This is a genomic window from Streptomyces sp. NPDC023157 (assembly GCF_055560575.1).
In genome coordinates, this window is sequence record NZ_JBVHIL010000003.1 from 618,964 (window position 1) to 637,070 (window position 18,107).

The window sequence follows — 18,107 nt, forward strand, 5'->3', positions numbered from 1 at the left end:
CGGTGTTCCGGAAGTCAGGGTGCGGTTCAGCATAGAACACCGGATAATCCACTTCACTGGACTTCGGCCGGAGGCGAACGGGGAACGGGCACATGACGGAACGGCCGGACGGAAGTCGGTGACTTCCGTCCGGCCGTCCGCCGGTGCGCCCGCGAGGAGCTACCGCGCCATCTCTTCCTTCAGCGCCTGGAGGAACGCGTCCACGTCGTCCTCCGAGGTGTCGAACGAGCACATCCAGCGCACGTCGCCGGCCGCCTCGTCCCAGAAGTAGAAGCGGAAACGCTCCTGGAGCCGCCTGCTGACCTCGTGCGGCAGCCGCGCGAAGACCGCGTTGGCCTGGACCGGGTAGAGGATCTCGACCCCGTCCACGCCCCGCACGCCGGCCGCGAGGCGCTGGGCCATCGTGTTGGCGTGGCGGGCGTTGCGCAGCCACAGGTCCTTGGCGAGCAGCGCCTCCAGCTGGACCGACACGAAGCGCATCTTGGAGGCGAGCTGCATGGACAGCTTGCGCAGGTGCTTCATGTGGCTGACGGCGTCGGGGTTCAGCACGACCACGGCCTCGCCGAAGAGCATGCCGTTCTTCGTGCCGCCGTACGAGATGACGTCCACGCCCGCCGCGCTGGTGAAGGCGCGCATGGGCACGTCCAGCGAGGCGGCCGCGTTGGATATGCGGGCGCCGTCGAGGTGGACCTTCATGCCCTTGGAGTGGGCGTGCTCGACGATGGCCCGGATCTCGTCCACGGTGTAGACGGTGCCGAGCTCGGTGTTCTGGGTGATCGAGACGACCTGGGGCATGGCCCGGTGCTCGTCCTCCCAGCCCCAGGCCTGCCGGTCGATCAGCTCGGGGGTGAGCTTGCCGTCCGGGGTGGCCACGGTGAGCAGCTTGAGGCCGCCCATCCGCTCGGGGGCGCCGCCCTCGTCCACGTTGATGTGCGCGGACTCGGCGCAGATCACGGCGCCCCAGCGGTCGGTGAGCGCCTGGAGGGCGGTCACGTTGGCCCCGGTCCCGTTGAAGACCGGGAACGCCTCGGCCATGGGGCCGAAGTGGCTGTGCATGATCCGCTGGAGGTGCTCGGTGTACTGGTCCTCGCCGTAGGCGACCTGGTGGCCGTCGTTGGCGAGGGCGATGGCCGCGAGGACCTCGGGGTGGGCACCGGCGTAGTTGTCGCTGGCGAAGCCCCGGACCGACGGGTCGTGGTGACGACGGGCGTCGGTCTTCGGGCCCAGGGCCGGGGTCACGGCTTGGGGGTCAGCCACAGGCGCTGTCCATTCACTTCCTGTGCGGGCCGGTCCCAGAGTCCGGCGATGGCGTCGGCCAGCTCCTTGACGTCCGTGAAGCCCGCGAACTTCGCATTGGGGCGTTCGGCGCGCATGGCGTCGTGCACCAGTGCCTTGATCACCAGGATGGCAGCCGCGGCCTGTGCGCCGTCGTCGCCCCCCGCCTTGCGGAAGGAGTCCGCCATGGCCAGGGTCCACGCCTCGGCCGCCGCCTTGCCGGCGTTGTACGCGGCGTTGTTGGCGACCGGCTTGTGCGCGCCGACCTGGCTGATCAGTGCGTAGCGGCCACGGCCGCCGCTGCGCAGCAGCCCGTCGTGGAAGGCGAGCGAGGTGTGCTGGACCGTGCGGACCAGGAGCTTCTCCAGGAAGTCCCAGTCCTTGAGGTCGGTCTCGACGAAGGACTGGCTGCCGCGCCAGCCGCCGACCAGGTGGATCAGGCCGTCGATCCGGCCGAACTCCTTCTCGGTCTTCTCGGCCCACTCCTTGGTGGCGGCCAGGTCGAGCAGGTCGACCGTGTCGCCGATGACCCGGGCGCCGCCGTGGGCGTAGCGGGCGGCGTCGACGGCCTCCGCGAGGCGCGCCGGGTCGGCGTCGGAGCCGACCACGGTCGCGCCGGCCTCGGCCAGGCGCAGCAGGGTCGCCCGGCCGGCCGGGCCGGCCGCGCCGGCGACGGCGATGACGGCGCCGTCGAGCGGCCCACCGTTTCCGTTGGCGTTCATGGGCGCCGCCTCCTCCGTCTGGTCGGTGTCCGTGCTCACGCGGCGGCCCGCTCGGCGTCCGAAGCGTTCGCGGCGGTGATGCCCTTGGTGGCGGCGATCACGCTCTTGAGCTTCTTGGCGAGGGCCTCATAGAACATGCTGAGCGGAAACTCGTCCGGAAGCACGTCGTCGACCAGCTTGCGCGGCGGGAGGCTCAGGTCGAGGGCGTCGGGACCCTTGGCCCACGTGGAGCCGGGGTGCGGGGCGAGGTAGGTGGAGACCAGCTCGTACGCCTTGAACCAGTGGACCAGCTTCGGGCGGTCGATGCCGTCGCGGTAGAGCTGCTCGATCTCGCCGCAGAGCTGGTTGGTGACCTCGGAGACCCGCTCCCAGTCGATCTTCAGCGTGTTGTCGGTCCAGCGCACCACGTCGTGCTTGTGCAGGTACGCGAAGAGCAGCTGGCCGCCGAGACCGTCGTAGTTGCGGTTGCGGTCGCCGGAGAGCGGGAAGCGGAACATGCGGTCGAAGAGGACCGCGTACTGCACGTCACGGCCGTGCTCGTTGCCCTCGGCCTCCAGCTTCACGGCCTCCTTGAAGGCGGTGAGGTCGCAGCGCAGCTCCTCCAGCCCGTACATCCAGAACGGCTGGCGCTGCTTGATCATGAAGGGGTCGAACGGCAGGTCGCCGTGGCTGTGGGTGCGGTCGTGGACCATGTCCCACAGGACGAACGCCTTCTCGCAGCGGTCCTGGTCGTCGACCATGGCGGCGATGTCCTCGGGCAGCTGGATGCCCAGGGTGTCGACGGCGGCCTCGGTGACCTTGCGGAAGCGGGCGGCCTCGCGGTCGCAGAAGATGCCGCCCCAGCTGAAGCGCTCGGGGGCCTCGCGGACCGCGATGGTCTCCGGGAAGAGGACGGCCGAGTTGGTGTCGTACCCGGCGGTGAAGTCCTCGAAGGTGATGCCGCAGAACAGCGGGTTGTCGTAGCGGGTGGCCTCCAGCTCGGAGAGCCACTCCGGCCACACCATGCGCAGCACGACGGCCTCGAAGTTGCGGTCCGGGTTGCCGTTCTGCGTGTACATCGGGAACAGCACGAGGTGCTGGAGCCCGTCCACGCGGTCGGCGGCCGGCTGGAAGGCCAGCAGCGCGTCGAGGAAGTCGGGGACCGCGAAGCCGCCCTGGGCCCACTTGCGCAGGTCGGAGACGAGCGCGCGGTGGTACTCCGCGTCGTGCGGGACCAGCGGGGAGAGCTGCTCGACCGCGGCGACGATGCGCTCCACGGTCTGCTCGGCGAGCGCCAGCGCGGGCGCGCCCTCGGCCCGGAAGTCGATGGAGCCGTCCGCGCTCTGCCAGGGTCGGAGCTCCTCCACGGCATTCTTGAGCTCGGGCCAGGCAGGGTGGTCGACCACGGGAGCGTCGGCGGATATCCCCCCGCCGGTCACGTCCTGCACAAGAATTTCCGTCATGCCTCTTCCTCCACAGGAGAACCTCGCGTCAAGACACCGTAACCATCGACGGTTCCCCACCACAAGAGGGGCAAGGGAAATTCTCCTGTCCGACCCCCGGGTAGACCGCTGTTTTTCCTGTGCCGTGGGGTTTACGGCCGAGAAATGCGGTGTTCCGTAGGGTCGCTTCCGGTTGCGGGGCCGGCCATTAGGCTGCTGCGCGAACCGCACCGGGCACGGCGGAGCCGGACCGGTCCTCGACGGAAGCGAGAAGATCTTGAGTTTCCTCACCATCGGTCATCGCGGGGTCATGGGCGTCGAGCCCGAGAACACCCTGCGCTCCTTCGTCCGGGCCGAGCGGGCCGGCCTGGACGTCATCGAGCTCGACCTGCACCTCAGCAAGGACGGCGCCCTGGTCGTCATGCACGACGCGGAGGTCGACCGCACCACCGACGGCACCGGGCCGATCGCCGACAAGACCCTCGCGGAGCTGCGCGGGCTGGACGCCGGCGACGGCGAGCGCGTCCCCGTCTTCGAGGAGGTCCTGGACGCGGTCGGCGCGCCGCTCCAGGCGGAGATCAAGGACGTCGCGGCGGCCCGGACCCTCGCCGGGGTGATCCTCGCGCGCGAGCTCACCGGCCGCGTCGAGGTGATCTCCTTCCACGACGAGGCCCTCGCCGAGGTCCGCGCCCTCGTCCCGGCGGTGCGCACGGCGCTGGTGGCCGACCGGCGCCAGGCCGACGTGGTGGCCCGGGCGCTCGCGGTCGGCGCCGGCGCGCTCGTCCTCAACATCCGGCACCTCACGCAGGACACCGTCGAGCGGGCGCACGCGGAGGGGCTGCGGGTGACGGGGTGGGTGGTGAACACCCAGGACGACCTGCGCCTGGCGCACGCCCTGGGGCTCGACGGCGTGACGACCGACCGCCCCGAGATCCGGGGCGACGGCCTCACCGCGTGAGCGGCACCCTTCGGGTCAGACCAGTTCCTTGACGAGCAGCTCGAACTGCAGGTCGTCGCGCTGCGGCAGGCCGAAGCGCTCGTCGCCGTACGGGAAGGGCGTCATCCGGCCGGTCCGGCGGTAGCCGCGCCGCTCGTACCAGGCGATCAGCTCCTCGCGGACCGAGATGACGGTCATGTGCATCTCGCGCACGTCCCAGAGCTCGCGCACCCGGCGCTCCGCCTCGGCGATGATCTGCCGGCCGAGGCCCGCGCCCTGGAGCTCCGGGCGGACCGCGAACATGCCGAAGTAGGCGGCCTCGCCGCGGTGTTCGAGCTGGCAGCAGGCGAGGAGCTCGCCGTCGCGCTCCACCACCATCAGCCGGCTGCCCGGGGTGGCGATGACCGCCTCGACGCCGTCGGCGTCGGTGCGCTGCCCCTGGAGGATGTCCGCCTCGGTGGTCCAGCCGGCCCGGCTGGAGTCACCCCGGTACGCCGACTCGACGAGCGGCACGAGCGCCGGAACGTCGTCCGGCACGGCGTCGCGGTAGGTGATGCGGCCGGTGTGCTGGGACTCGGCGGTGTCCATGGTGTGCGGGGCTCCCCTCGGGCGCGGGCGATCGGCGTACGCGATCGCCCCGAGCCTAACGCGCGCCCCGCACCCCCTCTCGTACACCCGTGTGCGCCTCTGCGCCCGCGTAGGCGCTCCGGGCGCCGGGCATGCACTCGGGGTCGGAAGGTTCGCGGTCGGCGAGGAGGGGGTCCGACGTGCATGGACCGGCGCTGTCCGGCTGGCTGCTCGTGCTGGTGTGCGCGGCCGGCGGGGCGTACTGCCTGCTGCGCGCGCGGCGCAGCTCCGGGGAGGAGCGCCGGGCGGCGGGAGGCGAGGCCGTGATGGGCTTCGGGATGGCCGCGATGGCGCTGCCCGCGACGGTCGTGGCCCCGCCGGAGTGGGTGCTCGGGCTGTACGTGGGGGTGTTCGGGCTCGCGGCCCTGGGCGGTCTGCTCGGGGCGGTGCGGGGCGGCGGCCACCATCTGCACCACCTGGTGGGCTCGCTGGCGATGGTCTACATGGCGCTGGCGATGGCGGCGGCCCCCGGCGCGCCGGGCACGGGGGCGCACGCGGGGCACGCGGCGGCGGGCGCCGGGGGCATACCCGTGCTGACCGGTGCGCTGCTCGCCTACTTCGGTGCGTACGTGCTGCGCTCGGGCACCCGGCTGGTGCCGGTGGCGGCGGGCGGCGCCGGTGAGGCGCGGACGACGGGCGGGAGCCGGGCACCCGGGTCGGAGCTCACGCTGGTGTGCCGGCTGTCGATGGCGCTCGCGATGCTGGCGATGCTCCTCACCGTCTGAGGCCGGCCGGGGCGCGCGGGGCTCGGGTGAACCGGCAAACGTGGCGTGCGTCACTTGATCGTCAAGGCCATACCCCCGCGTGGTACCGGCTCATAGGCTGGCGGCATGTTGGTCTCCCTCGCGCTGCTCGCGCTCGGCGTCCTGACCGCCGTCGTGGCCCCGCGGCTTCTGTCGCGGGCCGACTGGGCGGAGCGGGAACCCGTGGTGGCGCTCTGGGTGTGGCAGTGCGTGGTGGCCGCGGTGCTGCTGAGCTTCGCGCTGTCGATGACGTTCAGCGCGTCCGCGGCCTGGCAGGCGGTGCGCGGCCAGCTCTTCGCCCCCGCCCCGCACGCCGTGATCGAGGCGTACGAGCTCGGCGCGAGCCGCCCCTGGTCGGCGGTGCTCGCCGTGCTGCTCGCGGCCGGCGGGCTGTGGACCGGCGCGATGCTGGGCCGCGAGATCGGCCAGGCGCGGGCCCGGCGCAAGCTGCGCCGCCGCGAACTGCTCGTACGGGCGCCGCTGGTGCCCGGCGAGGAGGCCACGGGCGGCGACCGCCTGGTGATCCTGGAGGGCGAGCGCGCGGACGCCCGGTGGCTGCCCGGCGGCCGGACGCCCCGACTGGTCGTCACCACGGGCGCGCTGCGCCGGCTCAAGGGCCGGCAGCTCGACGCGGTCCTCGCGCACGAGCAGGGACACGCCCGGGCGCGGCACGACTGGCTGCTGCACTGCTCGGCGGCGCTGGCCGACGGTTTCCCCGGCGTACCCGTCTTCGCCGCCTTCCGCGGCGAGATGCACCGGCTGGTGGAACTGGCGGCGGACGACGTGGCCTCGCGCCGCTTCGGACGTCTGACGATCGCGCTCGCCCTGGTGGAACTCAACGAGGACCGCGGGGTGTTCGGCCCCGGCCCGGCCCCGCACGCCGGCCTGCCGCAGCGCGTCGACCGCCTCCTCGCCGCCACGCCCCGCCTGACCGCGGCCCGCCGGCTGCGCCTGACGGCCGCGGCGGCGCTGGTCCCGGTGCTCCCGGTCCTGGTGGCCTTCGTACCGGCGCTGAGGGCGCTGGGTTAAGGGTCGACGGAGCGTCGCTCCGGCCCGCACCGGTCCCGAGGCCCGAGGCGAACCATCGCCGAGGGAAGAACAACGGTGCTTGCGGCGCCGCGCCCGGGAGTCCGGGCCGTGGGCGGCGGTGTCCGATAATGATCACGGCGCGGTGGGGTGAGGAACGGCGGTGCACCGCCCCAATGGAGCGAGGGACGCCGCTACGTCGAGGTGCAGGGGATCGCATGCAAGCGCAGTTCGCGCCAGAGGCCGTCGGGACGAGTGAGGACAGGTTCGACCGGTTCTGTGAAGCGGTGTCCACGGAGGTCATGCCCATCACGCTCAGCACCCGGCACGCGGCGGACTTCCGGGCGGGCATCAGGTACCTGGACCTCGGCGTCGTGCGGCTGTCCTTCGTGGCGTCCTCGCCGGTCCTGTCGCGTCGTACGGCGGCGCACGTCCGGCGTGGCGATCCCGAGCACGTGCAGCTGGCGCTCATCACGAAAGGCGCCTTGCGGATCTCCCAGCGACGCAACGAGTCGGTGGTCGCGGAGGGGCTCGTCCTGACCGACACGTCACGGCCGAGCGAGGGGGAATGCACCGGCGAACAGATCGAGTCGCTGGTCCTCCAGATTCCCCGGCAGGCCCTGGCCCTGCGTGCGGACCGGCTGGACCGGCTCCTCGCGCAGTGCCTCGCCGCGGACGGGGGGTCCGGGGCGATCCTCACCGACTTCCTGAAGACGCTACTCGCGTACGGCCCGGACTGCCGGCCGGAGGAGTTGCGCGGCATGGGCTCGGTCGCCCTCGACCTGGCCACCGCGTTTCTCGCGCGGCAGCTCGGCGACCCTGGCCAGGCGCCTGCCGCGGCCCGTACGCAGGAGACGCTCCAGCGGATCCACCGCTTCATCGAGAACAACCTCGGCGACCCGGACCTGACCCCTCAACTGATCGCCGACCGGCACAACATGTCACTGCGGCGCCTGTACAACCTCTTCGACGACGAGCCCCTGACCCTCGCGGCCCACATCCGCCGAAGCCGGCTGGAGCGCGCCCGCGCCGACCTCGCCCGCGGGGATCTGAACAGGCAGCCGGTGCAGGCGATCGCGGCGCGCTGGGGCTTTCCCAGCGCCACCGGGTTCAGCCGGGCGTTCCGCGAGGCCTACGGGATCACCCCGACCGAACACCGCGCACACTCCTCGCGCACGCCCGCCGGGCGCGGCGCGTCGCAGCGGTGGCTCGGAGCGCCGTCAGGCTCGGGATGAGCGTCGAAGCAGGTCGGCCGCGCCCGGTCCCCCGCATCACCGGGGGGGTCGGGCGCACGGCGTCCGCAGGGCTTCGGGCAGGATCGGGTCCATGCGCATCTCCGCCGCCGTCTCCGGCGTCCTGGCCGTGCTGCTGCTCGTCCTGGTGGCGGTGGGGTGGCCCCCGCTGCTGTCGCTCGACCGGGAGATCTCCGAGGCCCTGCACCGCAGCGCGCTCGCCGAGCCCGGGTTCACCCACCTCAACCGGATCCTGACCGACTGGGTCTGGGACCCGTGGACCATGCGCGCGCTGGCCGCGGTGGCCGTGGGCTGGCTGTGGTGGCGGCGTGAGCGGCTGCTCGCGCTGTGGGTGGCGGGCGCCAGCCTGCTCACGGTGGGCCTCCAGCAGGGAGTGAAGGCGGCGGTGGACCGGCCGCGGCCCAGCTGGCCGGATCCGGTCGACTCGGCGAACTACTCCGCGTTCCCCTCCGGCCACGTCATGACGGCGACGGTCACCTGCGGGCTGCTGCTGTGGGTGCTCGCCCTGCACTGGCACGAGGGCCGGCGGGGCTGGGGCACGCTCGCCGGGGTGGCCGTGGTGTCGGTCGTGGGGGTCGGCTGGACCCGGGTGTACCTGGGCGTGCACTGGCCGTCCGACGTGGTGGGCGGCTGGCTCCTCGGCTGGGCCTGTGTGGCCGCGGCGATCGTCACGTACCGCGCGGCCGTGGCACGGAGACCGGGTGCGGGACCGGGGCAGAACGGCGGGAGCAGAATGGGAGACAGGCGATGAAGCCGCCTGTCCTGGACGATCCCCCGCGTCGCCCAGAACAGACGGCATGTCCCGCTTCCGGCCACGAGGGCGCGACAGCAGGACGCGCTGAGTATATTGGCTGCCAGCCAGTCAACGCAGGAGTCCAGCATGTCCCCGCGTAGCGCATCGGTCAATGAAGAGCTTCGGCGGCGCTCCCGCGAGCGGCTCCTGCAGGCGACCGTGGAGCTGGTCGACGAGCGCGGGTACGAGGCCACGACCCTCGCGGACATAGCCGCCCGGGCGGGCTCGGCACGTGGTCTGATCTCGTACTACTTCCCCGGCAAGCGGCAGCTCCTGCAGTCCGCGGTGCACCGGCTGATGCATCTGACGCTGGAGGAGGCGCTGGAGCGCGAGCCGCGCACGGAGGACGGCCGGGAGCGCCTGGCGCGGGCGATCGACGCGATCCTGGGCCTGGCGGAGAGTCGCCCGCAGCTCATGCGGACGCACATGGCGGGCATCCTGCAGGCCGAGGGTTTCGTGCGGTGCCCCGAGCAGCAGCGGCTCGCGGAGCTGCTGCGCGACACCGTCACGCGGTACGGCTCCGACGACGTGGACACGGACTATCCGCTGCTGCGGGCGCTACTGATGGGGGCGGTGGTCGCCGTGCTGCTGCCGGGGGCGCCGATGCCGATGGCCCGGCTGCGCTCGGAACTGTTCCAGCGGTACGGGCTCGACTGGGAGCAGGGCATGCCGCCGGGCGGGGGTCCGCCCGACGGCATGCCGGGGTCGCGTACGGCGTTACCGGACCTGTCGGCCCGGGTGCCGCGTCAGGCCTCGAAGGAGACCGATCCCGTCAACTGATCCGTCTCCTGGTCCGTCGGCTAGTCGAAGTAGTCGGGCTGCGTCTGGACGTTCAGCTCGTCCATCCGGACCCGCGCCGCCTTGTCGGTGCGCTTGTCGCTGAGCTTCAGCACGTCGAAGCCCTTGGCGATGTCGTTCGAGTAGATGTGGCCGTTGTAGTAGTAGGCCGACCAGGAACCGCCGGTGGCCAGGGTGGTCGCGGAGACCGGGCCGCGCTCGAAGAAGGCGATCTCCTTCGGGCGGCTGGAGTCGGTGAAGTCCCAGACGGAGACGCCGCCCTGGTACCAGGCCTGGACCATGATGTCCTTGCCCTTGACCGGGATCAGCGAGCCGTTGTGGGCGACGCAGTTCTCGGTGTCGGCCTGGTGGCGCGGGATCTTGAAGTAGCTGCGGAAGACCAGCTTGCGCTTGTCGCCCTTGCCGACGATGTCGTAGATGCCGTCCGCGCCCCGGTTCGGGCCGACGACCGCGTTGCAGGTGGGCGCGCCGCCGCCGCCGAGCTCGTCGGTGAAGACGACCTTGTCCGCCTTCTGGTTGAAGGTCGCGGAGTGCCAGAACGCGAAGTTGACGTTGTCCTGGACGCGGTCGATCACCCTGGGGTGCTCCGGGTCCTTGATGTCGAAGAGAATGCCGTCGCCCATGCAGGCGCCGGCGGCCAGGTCCTCGCTGGGCAGCACGGTCAGGTCGTGGCAGCCGGTGGTCTTGGAGACGCCCGGGTTGGTGGGCGCACCGGGGTTGCCGCCGCCGTCGGGGCCCTCGCCGGGGAAGAGGACCGGGAAGTCGACGACCTTGGCCTGTTCCGGGGCCTTGCGCGGCACCTTGATGACGGAGATGCCGTCGTGCGGGGGCTGGCAGTCGGGGAAGGCGGCGTTGGGCGAGTACGAGGAGACGTAGATGTACACGTCCTTGCGCTTCGGCACCAGCGTGTGGGTGTGCGAACCGCAGTTGGTCTCGACGGAGGCGACGTACTTCGGGTTGGCGATGTCGCTGATGTCGAAGATCTTCATGCCCTCCCAGGATTCCTTCACCGAGGCCGGCTGCGGAACGCTGGCGCAGGAGTTGTCGCTGCGCGAGGAGTCGGTGGACAGGAAGAGCAGGTTCCCGGAGACGGAGACGTCGTTCTGGGAGCCGGGGCACAGCACCTGGGCGACGGTCCTGGGCGACCGCGGGTCGCTGATGTCGAAGATCCGGAAGCCGTCGTAGTTGCCGGCGAAGGCGTACTTCCCCTGGAAGGCCAGGTCGGAGTTGATGCCCTTCAGGGCGTCCTTCGGGACATTGACGAGGTGTTCGATGTTGGGGCTGTGGACGACCTCGTCCACGCCGGGTATCTCACCGGCGGCGATGGCGGCGCGGGCGTCGGACGCCTGCTCCGCCGAGACGGCTGCCGGGGCCGGGGCGTCGCCGGGGTCGGGGGTGGCGGCCGCGGGTCCGGCGGCGAGCAGGCCGATCAGCAGTCCGGCGGCGGCGGTCGCCACCCCCAGGCCTCTGATCCGTGCACGCGGGGTACTCGTGGTACGCAACGAAGTCACTCCGTCCTCATCTGATGTCGCACAGTTGAACGGTGGTGGGACCCCGGCAGTATCTTCCTTGGTGTGCACATCTCAACAGATGGCAACAGAGACGTAATGGAGAAACACCCGCACCCGCCCCTCGCAGTCGCCGAAGTGCCCGTGGAGGTCGTGTTGTCGAAGCGCCGTGTCCGTGGAGTCGCCGCCGGTGTCCTCGCCGTCGTCGCCGTGTGCGCGCTCGCCGCGTGCGAGTCGGACCCGAAGACCGGGGCGGCCGCGCCCCCGGCGCCCACGTCGGGCGGCCCCCTGGTGGTGGCCCCGGGGAAGCCGGGCGAGCCGGCGAAGAAGCTCACCCCCGAGGAGGCGGCCCGGCTGATGCCCGACGAGCGTCCCAACGGCGCCGACTTCTCGTACGTCCAGATGATGATCGAGCATCACCGGCAGGCGCTCACCATGACGGCACTGGTCCCGCAGCGGGCCGCGTCCGAGAAGGTGCGGAAGGTCGCCGAGCGGATCGGGGCGGCGCAGGGGCCGGAGATCAGCGCCATGGAGGGCTGGCTGAAGAACAACGGCGGCCCCCGGCCGCAGACGGGCCACGACCACCACGCCATGCCGGGCATGGCGACCGAGGCGCAGCTCGCCCAACTGCGCGCCGCCAAGGGGAAGGCGTTCGACGCCCTCTTCATCAAGTTGATGATCACCCACCACGAGGGCGCCGTCAGCATGGCCGGTGAGGTGCTCGGCCAGGGCAACAACGTCCTCGTGGAGGAGATGGCCGACGACGTCATCGCCCAGCAGACGACGGAGATCCACCGGATGCGCTCGCTGTAGAAGGGCCCGGGAGGCCCCGGCGGTGCCATGCTGGAAGCCTCCCGGCAGGAAGGGGCACCCCTCGTGCTGCGCGTCGCCGTCGTCGGCTCGGGACCCAGCGGGGTCTACACCGCCCAGGAGCTGGTCCGGCAGACCGCCGTGCCCGGGATCCGGGTGCACGTCCTGGACCGGCTGCCCTGCCCGTACGGTCTGGTGCGGTACGGGGTGGCGCCCGACCACGAGAAGATCAAGTCCCTCCAGGGCAACCTGCGGACGGTCCTGGAGGACGAGCGCGTCTCCTTCCTCGGCGACGTGGAGGTGGGGGCGCGCGGGCTCACCCCGGCCGGGCTCCTGGAGCTGTACCACGCGGTGGTGTACTGCGTCGGCGCCTCCCGCGACCGCCGGCTCGGGGTGCCGGGCGAGGAGCTGCGGGGCAGCTTCTCCGCCACCGAGTTCGTCTCCTGGTACAGCGCGCACCCGGACGCGGCGCGGGCCGGCTTCGGCCTGGACGGGCCCCGCGCGGTGGTCGTCGGGGCGGGGAACGTGGCGGTGGACGTGGCCCGGCTCCTGGTGCGGCGCGCCACGGAACTCGCGCCGACGGACGTGCCGCAGGGCGCCCTGGAGGCGCTGGCCGCGAGCGGGGTGCGCGAGGTGCACATGGTGGCCCGGCGCGGCCCCGGGCAGGCGAAGTTCACCACCAAGGAGCTGCGCGAACTGGGCGCCCTGCCCGACACCCGGGTCCTGGTCGACCCGGCGGAGCTCGCCCTGGACCCCGCGTACGCCGACCCGTCGGCGCTGCCCGCCGTCAACCGGCGCAACGTGGAGGTCGTACGGGGGTGGGCGGCAGACGGTTCCACCGCCCCGCGCGGCATCCGGCTGCGGTTCTTCCTGCGGCCCGTGGAGATCCTCGGCGCGGACGGCCGGGTCACCGGGGTCCGCTTCGAGCGGACCGAGCCGGACGGGAACGGCGGCGTGCGGGGCACCGGCCGGTACGAGGAGATCGCGGCGGGCCTCGTGCTGCGTGCGGTCGGCTACCGGGGCGCCCCGCTGCCCGGGCTGCCCTTCGACGCGGCGCGGGGCACCGTCCCGCACGCGGCGGGACGGGTGCTGCGCGAGGGGGCGGTCTCGCCCGGGGAGTACGTGGCGGGGTGGATCAAGCGCGGCCCGACGGGCGTGATCGGCACCAACCGGCCCTGCGCCAAGGAGACCGCCGCCTCACTGCTGGCCGACGCCCCGGCCCTGGCCCGCCGCCGGATCGCCGACGACCCGGTGGCGGAGCTGCGGGCCCTGGGGCACGAGCCGGTGCCCTGGACGGGCTGGCTGGCGATCGAGCGGGCCGAGGCGGCCTTGGGCGGGGCGCTGGGCCGCGGGCGCGTGAAGATCCCCGATTGGGCGGGGCTGCGTGCGGCGGCCCGGGGGGCTTGAGCGCCCCGGGCGCACGGCCAAGCCGGCTCAGCACCCCAGGCGACGGCCAGGCGGGCAGCACCCCGGGCGACGGCCAGGCGGGCCCAGCACCCGGCGCCCCAGGAGGCCTGAGCCCCCGGAACGGCCCTACGAGGTGTGCTGCTCGCTCTCTCCGAGGCGGGCGGCCTGGGCGCCGACGGCGTTCAGGACGCTGTCCAGGAGGCCGGGGAAGAGCGCCTCCAGGTCGTCGCGGCGCAGCATGTTGAGTTTGGCGGTGCCCCGGTAGATCTGCTGGACGACGCCGCTCTCGCGCAGCACCCGGAAGTGGTGGGTGCTGGTCGACTTGGTGACCGGCAGCTCGAAGTACGAGCAGCTGAGCTCGGCGCCGGTGTCGGCGAGGGCCATGCAGCGCACGATCCGCAGCCGGACGGCGTCCGACAGGGCGTGCAGCACGGCTTCGAGCCGGATGTCCTCGCGCGCGGGGTGTTCCAGGACCCTGGGGTTGGTCGCGGTCGTCACGGCTGCGGCTCCACTTCTGTCCGGGGGTGCGTGCTGCCGGGCGGCTCTCGGGAATGTGTGCGGTCATTGTACGAGCATCCTCGTAGTTTGACAGGCACCGTACTACGATGCCTATCGTAGTAAGCACCTTCTCCAGGCAGTACCGAGAGACGCCGAAACGGAGTCCGCCATGAGCACCGCCCTCTTCGAGCCCTTCACCCTCAGGTCCCTGACCGTCCCGAACCGGGTGTGGATGGCCCCGATGTGCCAGTACTCGGCGGAGACCACGGGCCCCCTCGCGGGCGTCGCGGGCGACTGGCACTTCGCCCACTACGCGGCCCGCGCCACGGGCGGCACCGGCCTGATCCTGACCGAGGCGACCGCGGTCGCCCCCGAGGGCCGGATCAGCCCCGCCGACCTCGGCATCTGGGACGACGTGCACATCGAGGGACTGCGGCGGATCACCACCTTCCTGAAGGAGCACGGCACCGTTCCGGGCATCCAGATCGCCCACGCCGGGCGCAAGGCCTCGACCAACCGCCCGTGGGAGGGCCGCGGCCCCGTCGACCCCGCCACCGGACTCGGCTGGCAGCCGGTCGGACCGAGCCCGGTCGCCTTCGCCGAGGACCACCCGGTGCCGACCGAGCTCACGCCCGAGCAGATCCACGAGGTCACCGCCCGGTTCGCCGAAGCGGCCCGGCGCGCGCTCGCCGCCGGCTTCCAGGTCCTGGAGGTGCACGGCGCCCACGGCTACCTGATCGGCGAGTTCCTCTCCCCGCACAGCAACCGGCGCACCGACGCCTACGGCGGCTCCTTCGAGAACCGCACCCGCTTCGCCCTGGAGGTCGTCGACGCCGTGCGGGCCGAGTGGCCCGAGGAACTGCCGCTCTTCTTCCGCATCTCCGCCACCGACTGGCTCGACGAGCAGGGCTGGACCGCGGACGAGACCGTGCGCTTCGCCGCGCTGCTGCGCGAGCACGGCGTCGACCTGCTGGACGTGTCCACCGGCGGCAACGGCGGCGCGGCTCGGATCCCCGTGTCCCCCGGCTACCAGGTGCCGTTCGCCGCCCGGGTGAAGGCGGAGACCGGGCTGCCGGTCGCGGCCGTCGGCCTGATCACGGAGAGCGGCCAGGCCGAGAAGATCGTCGCCAACGGGGAGGCGGACGCCGTCCTCATCGGCCGCGAACTGCTCCGCGAGGCCTCCTGGGCCCGGCGGGCCGCCCGCGAGCTGGGCGCCGAGACCCACGCCCCGGCCCCGTACGCCTGGGCGATCTGACCGCCGCGCCTGCACGTCCTCAACACGCCCCTCACCTGGGGCGGAGCCGCCGCCGGGGGCCGTTGTCAGTGGTCGGGTGCAGACTGGTCCGTATCCGCGACAACGGCGTCCTGGAGGTGTCGGCATGACCGACGTGCTACTGACCGTAGGCACCCGCAAGGGTCTGTTCATCGGCCGCTGCCGAGGCGGCCGCTGGGAGTTCGACGAACCCCACTTCAACGCGCAGGCGATCTACTCGATCGGCATCGACACCCGCCGCGAGGTCCCCAGAATCCTCGTGGGCGGGGACAGCGCGCACTGGGGCCCGTCCGTCTTCCACTCCGACGACCTCGGCGGCCACTGGACCGAGCCGACCAGGCCCGCGGTCAAGTTCCCCCAGGACACCGGGGCTTCGCTGGAGCGGGTCTGGCAGCTGCACCCGGCGCCCGCGCACTCCCCCGACGTCGTGTACGCGGGGACCGAGCCCGCCGCGCTCTTCCGGTCCACCGACGGCGGCGAGTCCTTCGAGCTGGTCCGCCCCCTCTGGGAGCACCCGACCCGGGACCGCTGGGTGCCGGGCGGGGGCGGCGAGGCCGTGCACACCGTCGTCACCGATCCGCGGGACCCGGACGCCGTGACGGTCGCCGTGTCGACGGCCGGCGTCTTCCGCTCCCGCGACGGCGGCGCGAGCTGGGCCCCGGCCAACGACGGGGTGTCCGCGGTCTTCCTGCCCGACCCGCACCCGGAGTTCGGCCAGTGCGTGCACAAGATCGCCCAGGACGCGGGCGATCTCGACCGGCTCTACCTCCAGAACCACTGGGGCGTCTTCCGCAGCGACGACGCCGGCGGCCGGTGGACCGACATCGGCTCCGGGCTCCCCTCCGACTTCGGCTTCGCCGTGGCCGCCCATCCGCACCGCCCGGACACCGCCTACGTCTTCCCCATCAACGCCGACTCCGACCGCGTCCCCGCCGACCGCTGCTGCCGCGTCTACCGCACCGGCGACGCCGGCGAGACCTGGGAGCCGCTCACCAAGGGTCTGCCGGACGGCGACCACTACGGCACGGTGCTGCGCGACGCCCTGTGCACGGACGACGGCGACCCGGCGGGCGTCTACTTCGGCAACCGCAACGGCGAGGTGTACGCGAGCGCCGACGACGGGGACAGCTGGCGGCTGCTCGCCGAACATCTGCCGGACGTGCTGTGTGTACGGGCCGCGGTGATCGGCTGACGCCAGGGACGGGGCGGAGGCGGGGCCGCCGAGCGGCGGACCCTGATGTCCGACTGCGCCACTAGAGTGACAGGTGTGGCAGCACGACCGTTGAACGAAATCGTCGAGGCCGGGTGGGCGCAGGCGCTCGCACCGGTGGCCGAACGCATCGCCGGAATGGGCGACTTCCTCCGGCAGGAGGTCGCCGCGGGGCGCACCTACCTGCCCTCCGGGGCCAATGTCCTCAGAGCCTTCCAGCAGCCCTTCGACGAGGTGCGGGTCCTCATCGTCGGCCAGGACCCCTACCCGACACCGGGGCACGCGGTGGGCCTCAGCTTCTCGGTGGCACCGGACGTGCGTCCGGTGCCACCGAGCCTGGACAACATCTTCCGCGAGATGCACACGGACCTCGGGCACCCCCGCCCCTCGAACGGCGACCTGACCCCGTGGACCCGGCAGGGCGTCCTGCTACTCAACAGGGCGCTCACCACGGCCCCGCGCCGGCCCGGCGCCCACCGTGACAAGGGCTGGGAAGCCGTCACCGAGCAGGCCATCCGGGCGCTCGCCGCGCGCGGCAAGCCTCTGGTGTCGGTGCTGTGGGGCCGGGACGCCCGCAATCTGCGCCCGCTCCTCGGCGACCTGCCCGCGATCGAGTCCTCGCACCCGTCGCCGATGTCGGCGGACCGCGGCTTCTTCGACTCGCGCCCCTTCAGCCGCACCAACGAGCTGCTGCTCCGTCAGGGCGCCCAGCCGGTGGACTGGCAGCTGCCGTGACGGACGGGGCGGAGCGCGGGCTGGTCGTCGGCGTCGACTCGGGCGGGTCGGGGCTGCGGGTCGCGCTCGCCCGGGCCGTGGACGGCCGGGTGCTGGAGACGGTCGCGTGCAACGAGCCGGTGCGGACCGGGTCGGGCGGGATCGACGCGGGCCATCTGCTGGCCCAACTGCTGCCCGCCGTAGAGGCGATGACGGCCCGGTCCGCCGGAGCCGCCGACCGGATCGTGGCGGTCGCGGTCGGGGCGGCCGGCATGGCGACCCTCGGCGACGGCCTGCGGGCCGAGCTGCCGGGCGCGTTCGCGCGGGCCTGGGGCGTGCGGCGGCTCGCGCTGGCGGCCGACGCCGTCACCGCGTACGCGGGCGCGCTGGGCCAGCGGCCGGGTGCCGTCGTCGCGGGCGGCACCGGCCTGATCGCCATGGGTACGGATCTGACGGGCTGGCACCGGGCCGACGGCTGGGGCCATCTGCTCGGTGACTGCGGCAGCGGGGCGTGGATCGGGCGCGCCGGGCTCGAAGCGGCCCTGCGGGCGTACGACGGGCGGCGTGGGGGCTCGGCCGCGCTCCTGGCGCGCGCCGAGGAACTCTTCGGTCCGGTGGCGGGGTTGCCGGGCGCGCTCTACCCCCGGAGCGACCGGCCCGCCGTCCTCGCCTCCTTCGCGCCCCGGGTGCGCGACTGCGCCGCCGCCGGGGACCCGGTGGCGGCGGGGATCCTGGAGCGGGCCGCCGGCCACATCGCGGAAGCCGCGGCGGCCGTCTGCCCCTCCGACGCCGACGTCGAAGTGGCCCTGACGGGCGGCCTGTTCAAGATGGGCGAGCCGCTCCTCGGTCCGCTGCGGGCGGAACTGGGCGCGCTGCTCCCGCGGGCCCGTGAGGTGCCGGCCGCGGGAGATCCGCTCGCCGGCGCGGTCACGATCGCCGCCGCGCTCGCCGACGGAACCGTGCGGCTGCCCGGCGATCCGCACCTCCTTGAACTCACCAGGTAATCGGCGGTTCCCGGCGAGTCGGACATACAGGGGCAGAAGTCGCCCAGCCGCACCTCACCGAATTGCGCGACGGGCAAAACCAGTAGCA

At 72.9% G+C, this 18,107-nt stretch carries 18 protein-coding genes; 12 read left to right on the plus strand and 6 right to left on the minus strand.

Translation table 11 applies throughout. The features are described 5' to 3' along the window. Window positions 1–159: 159 nt before the first annotated feature. The 3 genes from ACZ3ZE_RS13780 to ACZ3ZE_RS13790 are packed head-to-tail and all read right to left on the minus strand — an operon-like array spanning window position 160 to window position 3,439. Window positions 160–1,239: a threonine aldolase family protein gene (locus ACZ3ZE_RS13780; RefSeq protein WP_361174261.1), complete on the minus strand. Its 1,080-nt coding sequence runs from the start codon at window positions 1,237–1,239 to the stop codon at window positions 160–162. Further along, a complete protein-coding gene (locus ACZ3ZE_RS13785) occupies window positions 1,236–1,997 on the minus strand; it encodes an SDR family oxidoreductase (RefSeq protein WP_361173743.1) in 762 nt (253 codons plus the stop codon). Before ACZ3ZE_RS13785 ends, ACZ3ZE_RS13780 begins: the two co-directional genes overlap by 4 nt. A gap of 35 nt (window positions 1,998–2,032) precedes the next feature. Further along, complete coding sequence (locus ACZ3ZE_RS13790; protein WP_361173740.1) at window positions 2,033–3,439, minus strand: DUF6421 family protein; 1,407 nt, start codon at window positions 3,437–3,439, stop codon at window positions 2,033–2,035. A 256-nt stretch (window positions 3,440–3,695) separates the two neighbouring features. Between ACZ3ZE_RS13790 and ACZ3ZE_RS13795 the strand changes: the two genes are divergently transcribed. After that, the gene (locus tag ACZ3ZE_RS13795; protein ID WP_361625026.1) at window positions 3,696–4,376 is read left to right on the plus strand and encodes a glycerophosphodiester phosphodiesterase; all 681 of its coding nucleotides are present in this window, start codon (window positions 3,696–3,698) and stop codon (window positions 4,374–4,376) included. 15 nt (window positions 4,377–4,391) lie between these two features. Here the strand turns inward: ACZ3ZE_RS13795 and ACZ3ZE_RS13800 are convergent, their stop codons facing one another. Continuing rightward, entirely contained in the window at window positions 4,392–4,943 is a 552-nt protein-coding gene (locus tag ACZ3ZE_RS13800; protein ID WP_361173734.1) for a GNAT family N-acetyltransferase, read from the minus strand. A 179-nt stretch (window positions 4,944–5,122) separates the two neighbouring features. Here ACZ3ZE_RS13800 and ACZ3ZE_RS13805 point away from each other — a divergent pair, with 179 nt between their 5' ends. The 5 genes from ACZ3ZE_RS13805 (at window position 5,123) to ACZ3ZE_RS13825 (ending at window position 9,577) form a co-directional block, all read left to right on the plus strand. Beyond that, window positions 5,123–5,707: a DUF5134 domain-containing protein gene (locus ACZ3ZE_RS13805; RefSeq protein ID WP_467259120.1), complete on the plus strand. Its 585-nt coding sequence runs from the start codon at window positions 5,123–5,125 to the stop codon at window positions 5,705–5,707. A gap of 105 nt (window positions 5,708–5,812) precedes the next feature. Beyond that, entirely contained in the window at window positions 5,813–6,754 is a 942-nt protein-coding gene (locus ACZ3ZE_RS13810) for a M56 family metallopeptidase (protein WP_361173728.1), read from the plus strand. Between the two features lie 215 nt (window positions 6,755–6,969). Next, complete coding sequence (locus tag ACZ3ZE_RS13815) at window positions 6,970–7,986, plus strand: AraC-like ligand-binding domain-containing protein (RefSeq protein WP_467259123.1); 1,017 nt, start codon at window positions 6,970–6,972, stop codon at window positions 7,984–7,986. 91 nt (window positions 7,987–8,077) lie between these two features. After that, window positions 8,078–8,755, plus strand: coding sequence for a phosphatase PAP2 family protein (locus tag ACZ3ZE_RS13820; protein ID WP_361173725.1), 678 nt, complete (start codon window positions 8,078–8,080; stop codon window positions 8,753–8,755). A gap of 129 nt (window positions 8,756–8,884) precedes the next feature. After that, window positions 8,885–9,577 carry a TetR/AcrR family transcriptional regulator gene (locus ACZ3ZE_RS13825; RefSeq protein WP_361625014.1) on the plus strand — a complete coding sequence of 231 codons (693 nt, stop codon included), beginning with the start codon at window positions 8,885–8,887 and terminating at the stop codon, window positions 9,575–9,577. Window positions 9,578–9,597: 20 nt separating this feature from the next. On the opposite strand, the gene ACZ3ZE_RS13830 is transcribed toward ACZ3ZE_RS13825, so the two are convergent. After that, complete coding sequence (locus tag ACZ3ZE_RS13830) at window positions 9,598–11,106, minus strand: LVIVD repeat-containing protein (RefSeq protein WP_467259126.1); 1,509 nt, start codon at window positions 11,104–11,106, stop codon at window positions 9,598–9,600. A gap of 153 nt (window positions 11,107–11,259) precedes the next feature. On the opposite strand from ACZ3ZE_RS13830, the gene ACZ3ZE_RS13835 reads away from it, so the two are divergent. Together ACZ3ZE_RS13835 and ACZ3ZE_RS13840 are read left to right on the plus strand one after the other, a co-directional pair. Then, complete coding sequence (locus ACZ3ZE_RS13835) at window positions 11,260–11,916, plus strand: DUF305 domain-containing protein (protein WP_361625011.1); 657 nt, start codon at window positions 11,260–11,262, stop codon at window positions 11,914–11,916. Between the two features lie 63 nt (window positions 11,917–11,979). Next, a complete protein-coding gene (locus ACZ3ZE_RS13840) occupies window positions 11,980–13,320 on the plus strand; it encodes an FAD-dependent oxidoreductase (RefSeq protein WP_361174255.1) in 1,341 nt (446 codons plus the stop codon). A 126-nt stretch (window positions 13,321–13,446) separates the two neighbouring features. On the opposite strand, the gene ACZ3ZE_RS13845 is transcribed toward ACZ3ZE_RS13840, so the two are convergent. Further along, window positions 13,447–13,818 (minus strand): ArsR/SmtB family transcription factor, encoded by a 372-nt coding sequence (locus tag ACZ3ZE_RS13845; RefSeq protein WP_361173713.1) that lies wholly within the window; start codon window positions 13,816–13,818, stop codon window positions 13,447–13,449. Window positions 13,819–13,987: 169 nt separating this feature from the next. Here ACZ3ZE_RS13845 and ACZ3ZE_RS13850 point away from each other — a divergent pair, with 169 nt between their 5' ends. The 4 genes from ACZ3ZE_RS13850 to ACZ3ZE_RS13865 all read left to right on the plus strand — a co-directional run bounded on the left by ACZ3ZE_RS13850 (window position 13,988) and on the right by ACZ3ZE_RS13865 (window position 18,019). Next, window positions 13,988–15,073 (plus strand): NADH:flavin oxidoreductase/NADH oxidase, encoded by a 1,086-nt coding sequence (locus tag ACZ3ZE_RS13850; protein WP_361173710.1) that lies wholly within the window; start codon window positions 13,988–13,990, stop codon window positions 15,071–15,073. A 124-nt stretch (window positions 15,074–15,197) separates the two neighbouring features. After that, on the plus strand, window positions 15,198–16,283 hold the full coding sequence (locus ACZ3ZE_RS13855; protein ID WP_467259128.1) for a WD40/YVTN/BNR-like repeat-containing protein: 1,086 nt from the start codon (window positions 15,198–15,200) through the stop codon (window positions 16,281–16,283). A gap of 75 nt (window positions 16,284–16,358) precedes the next feature. Continuing rightward, window positions 16,359–17,036: a uracil-DNA glycosylase gene (locus ACZ3ZE_RS13860; protein WP_467259130.1), complete on the plus strand. Its 678-nt coding sequence runs from the start codon at window positions 16,359–16,361 to the stop codon at window positions 17,034–17,036. Then, complete coding sequence (locus ACZ3ZE_RS13865) at window positions 17,033–18,019, plus strand: N-acetylglucosamine kinase (protein WP_361173704.1); 987 nt, start codon at window positions 17,033–17,035, stop codon at window positions 18,017–18,019. Before ACZ3ZE_RS13860 ends, ACZ3ZE_RS13865 begins: the two co-directional genes overlap by 4 nt. Window positions 18,020–18,107 lie beyond the last annotated feature (88 nt).

What these genes read in the sequence shown, in the direction of transcription:
- ACZ3ZE_RS13785 (WP_361173743.1), bottom strand. Translation starts at nt 1,997, where the DNA reads ATGAACGCCAACGGAAACGGTGGGCCGCTCGACGGCGCCGTCATCGCC.
- ACZ3ZE_RS13825 (WP_361625014.1), top strand. Translation starts at nt 8,885, where the DNA reads ATGTCCCCGCGTAGCGCATCGGTCAATGAAGAGCTTCGGCGGCGCTCC.
- ACZ3ZE_RS13800 (WP_361173734.1), bottom strand. Translation starts at nt 4,943, where the DNA reads ATGGACACCGCCGAGTCCCAGCACACCGGCCGCATCACCTACCGCGAC.
- ACZ3ZE_RS13850 (WP_361173710.1), top strand. Translation starts at nt 13,988, where the DNA reads ATGAGCACCGCCCTCTTCGAGCCCTTCACCCTCAGGTCCCTGACCGTC.
- ACZ3ZE_RS13855 (WP_467259128.1), top strand. Translation starts at nt 15,198, where the DNA reads ATGACCGACGTGCTACTGACCGTAGGCACCCGCAAGGGTCTGTTCATC.
- ACZ3ZE_RS13810 (WP_361173728.1), top strand. Translation starts at nt 5,813, where the DNA reads ATGTTGGTCTCCCTCGCGCTGCTCGCGCTCGGCGTCCTGACCGCCGTC.
- ACZ3ZE_RS13820 (WP_361173725.1), top strand. Translation starts at nt 8,078, where the DNA reads ATGCGCATCTCCGCCGCCGTCTCCGGCGTCCTGGCCGTGCTGCTGCTC.
- ACZ3ZE_RS13790 (WP_361173740.1), bottom strand. Translation starts at nt 3,439, where the DNA reads ATGACGGAAATTCTTGTGCAGGACGTGACCGGCGGGGGGATATCCGCC.
- ACZ3ZE_RS13815 (WP_467259123.1), top strand. Translation starts at nt 6,970, where the DNA reads ATGCAAGCGCAGTTCGCGCCAGAGGCCGTCGGGACGAGTGAGGACAGG.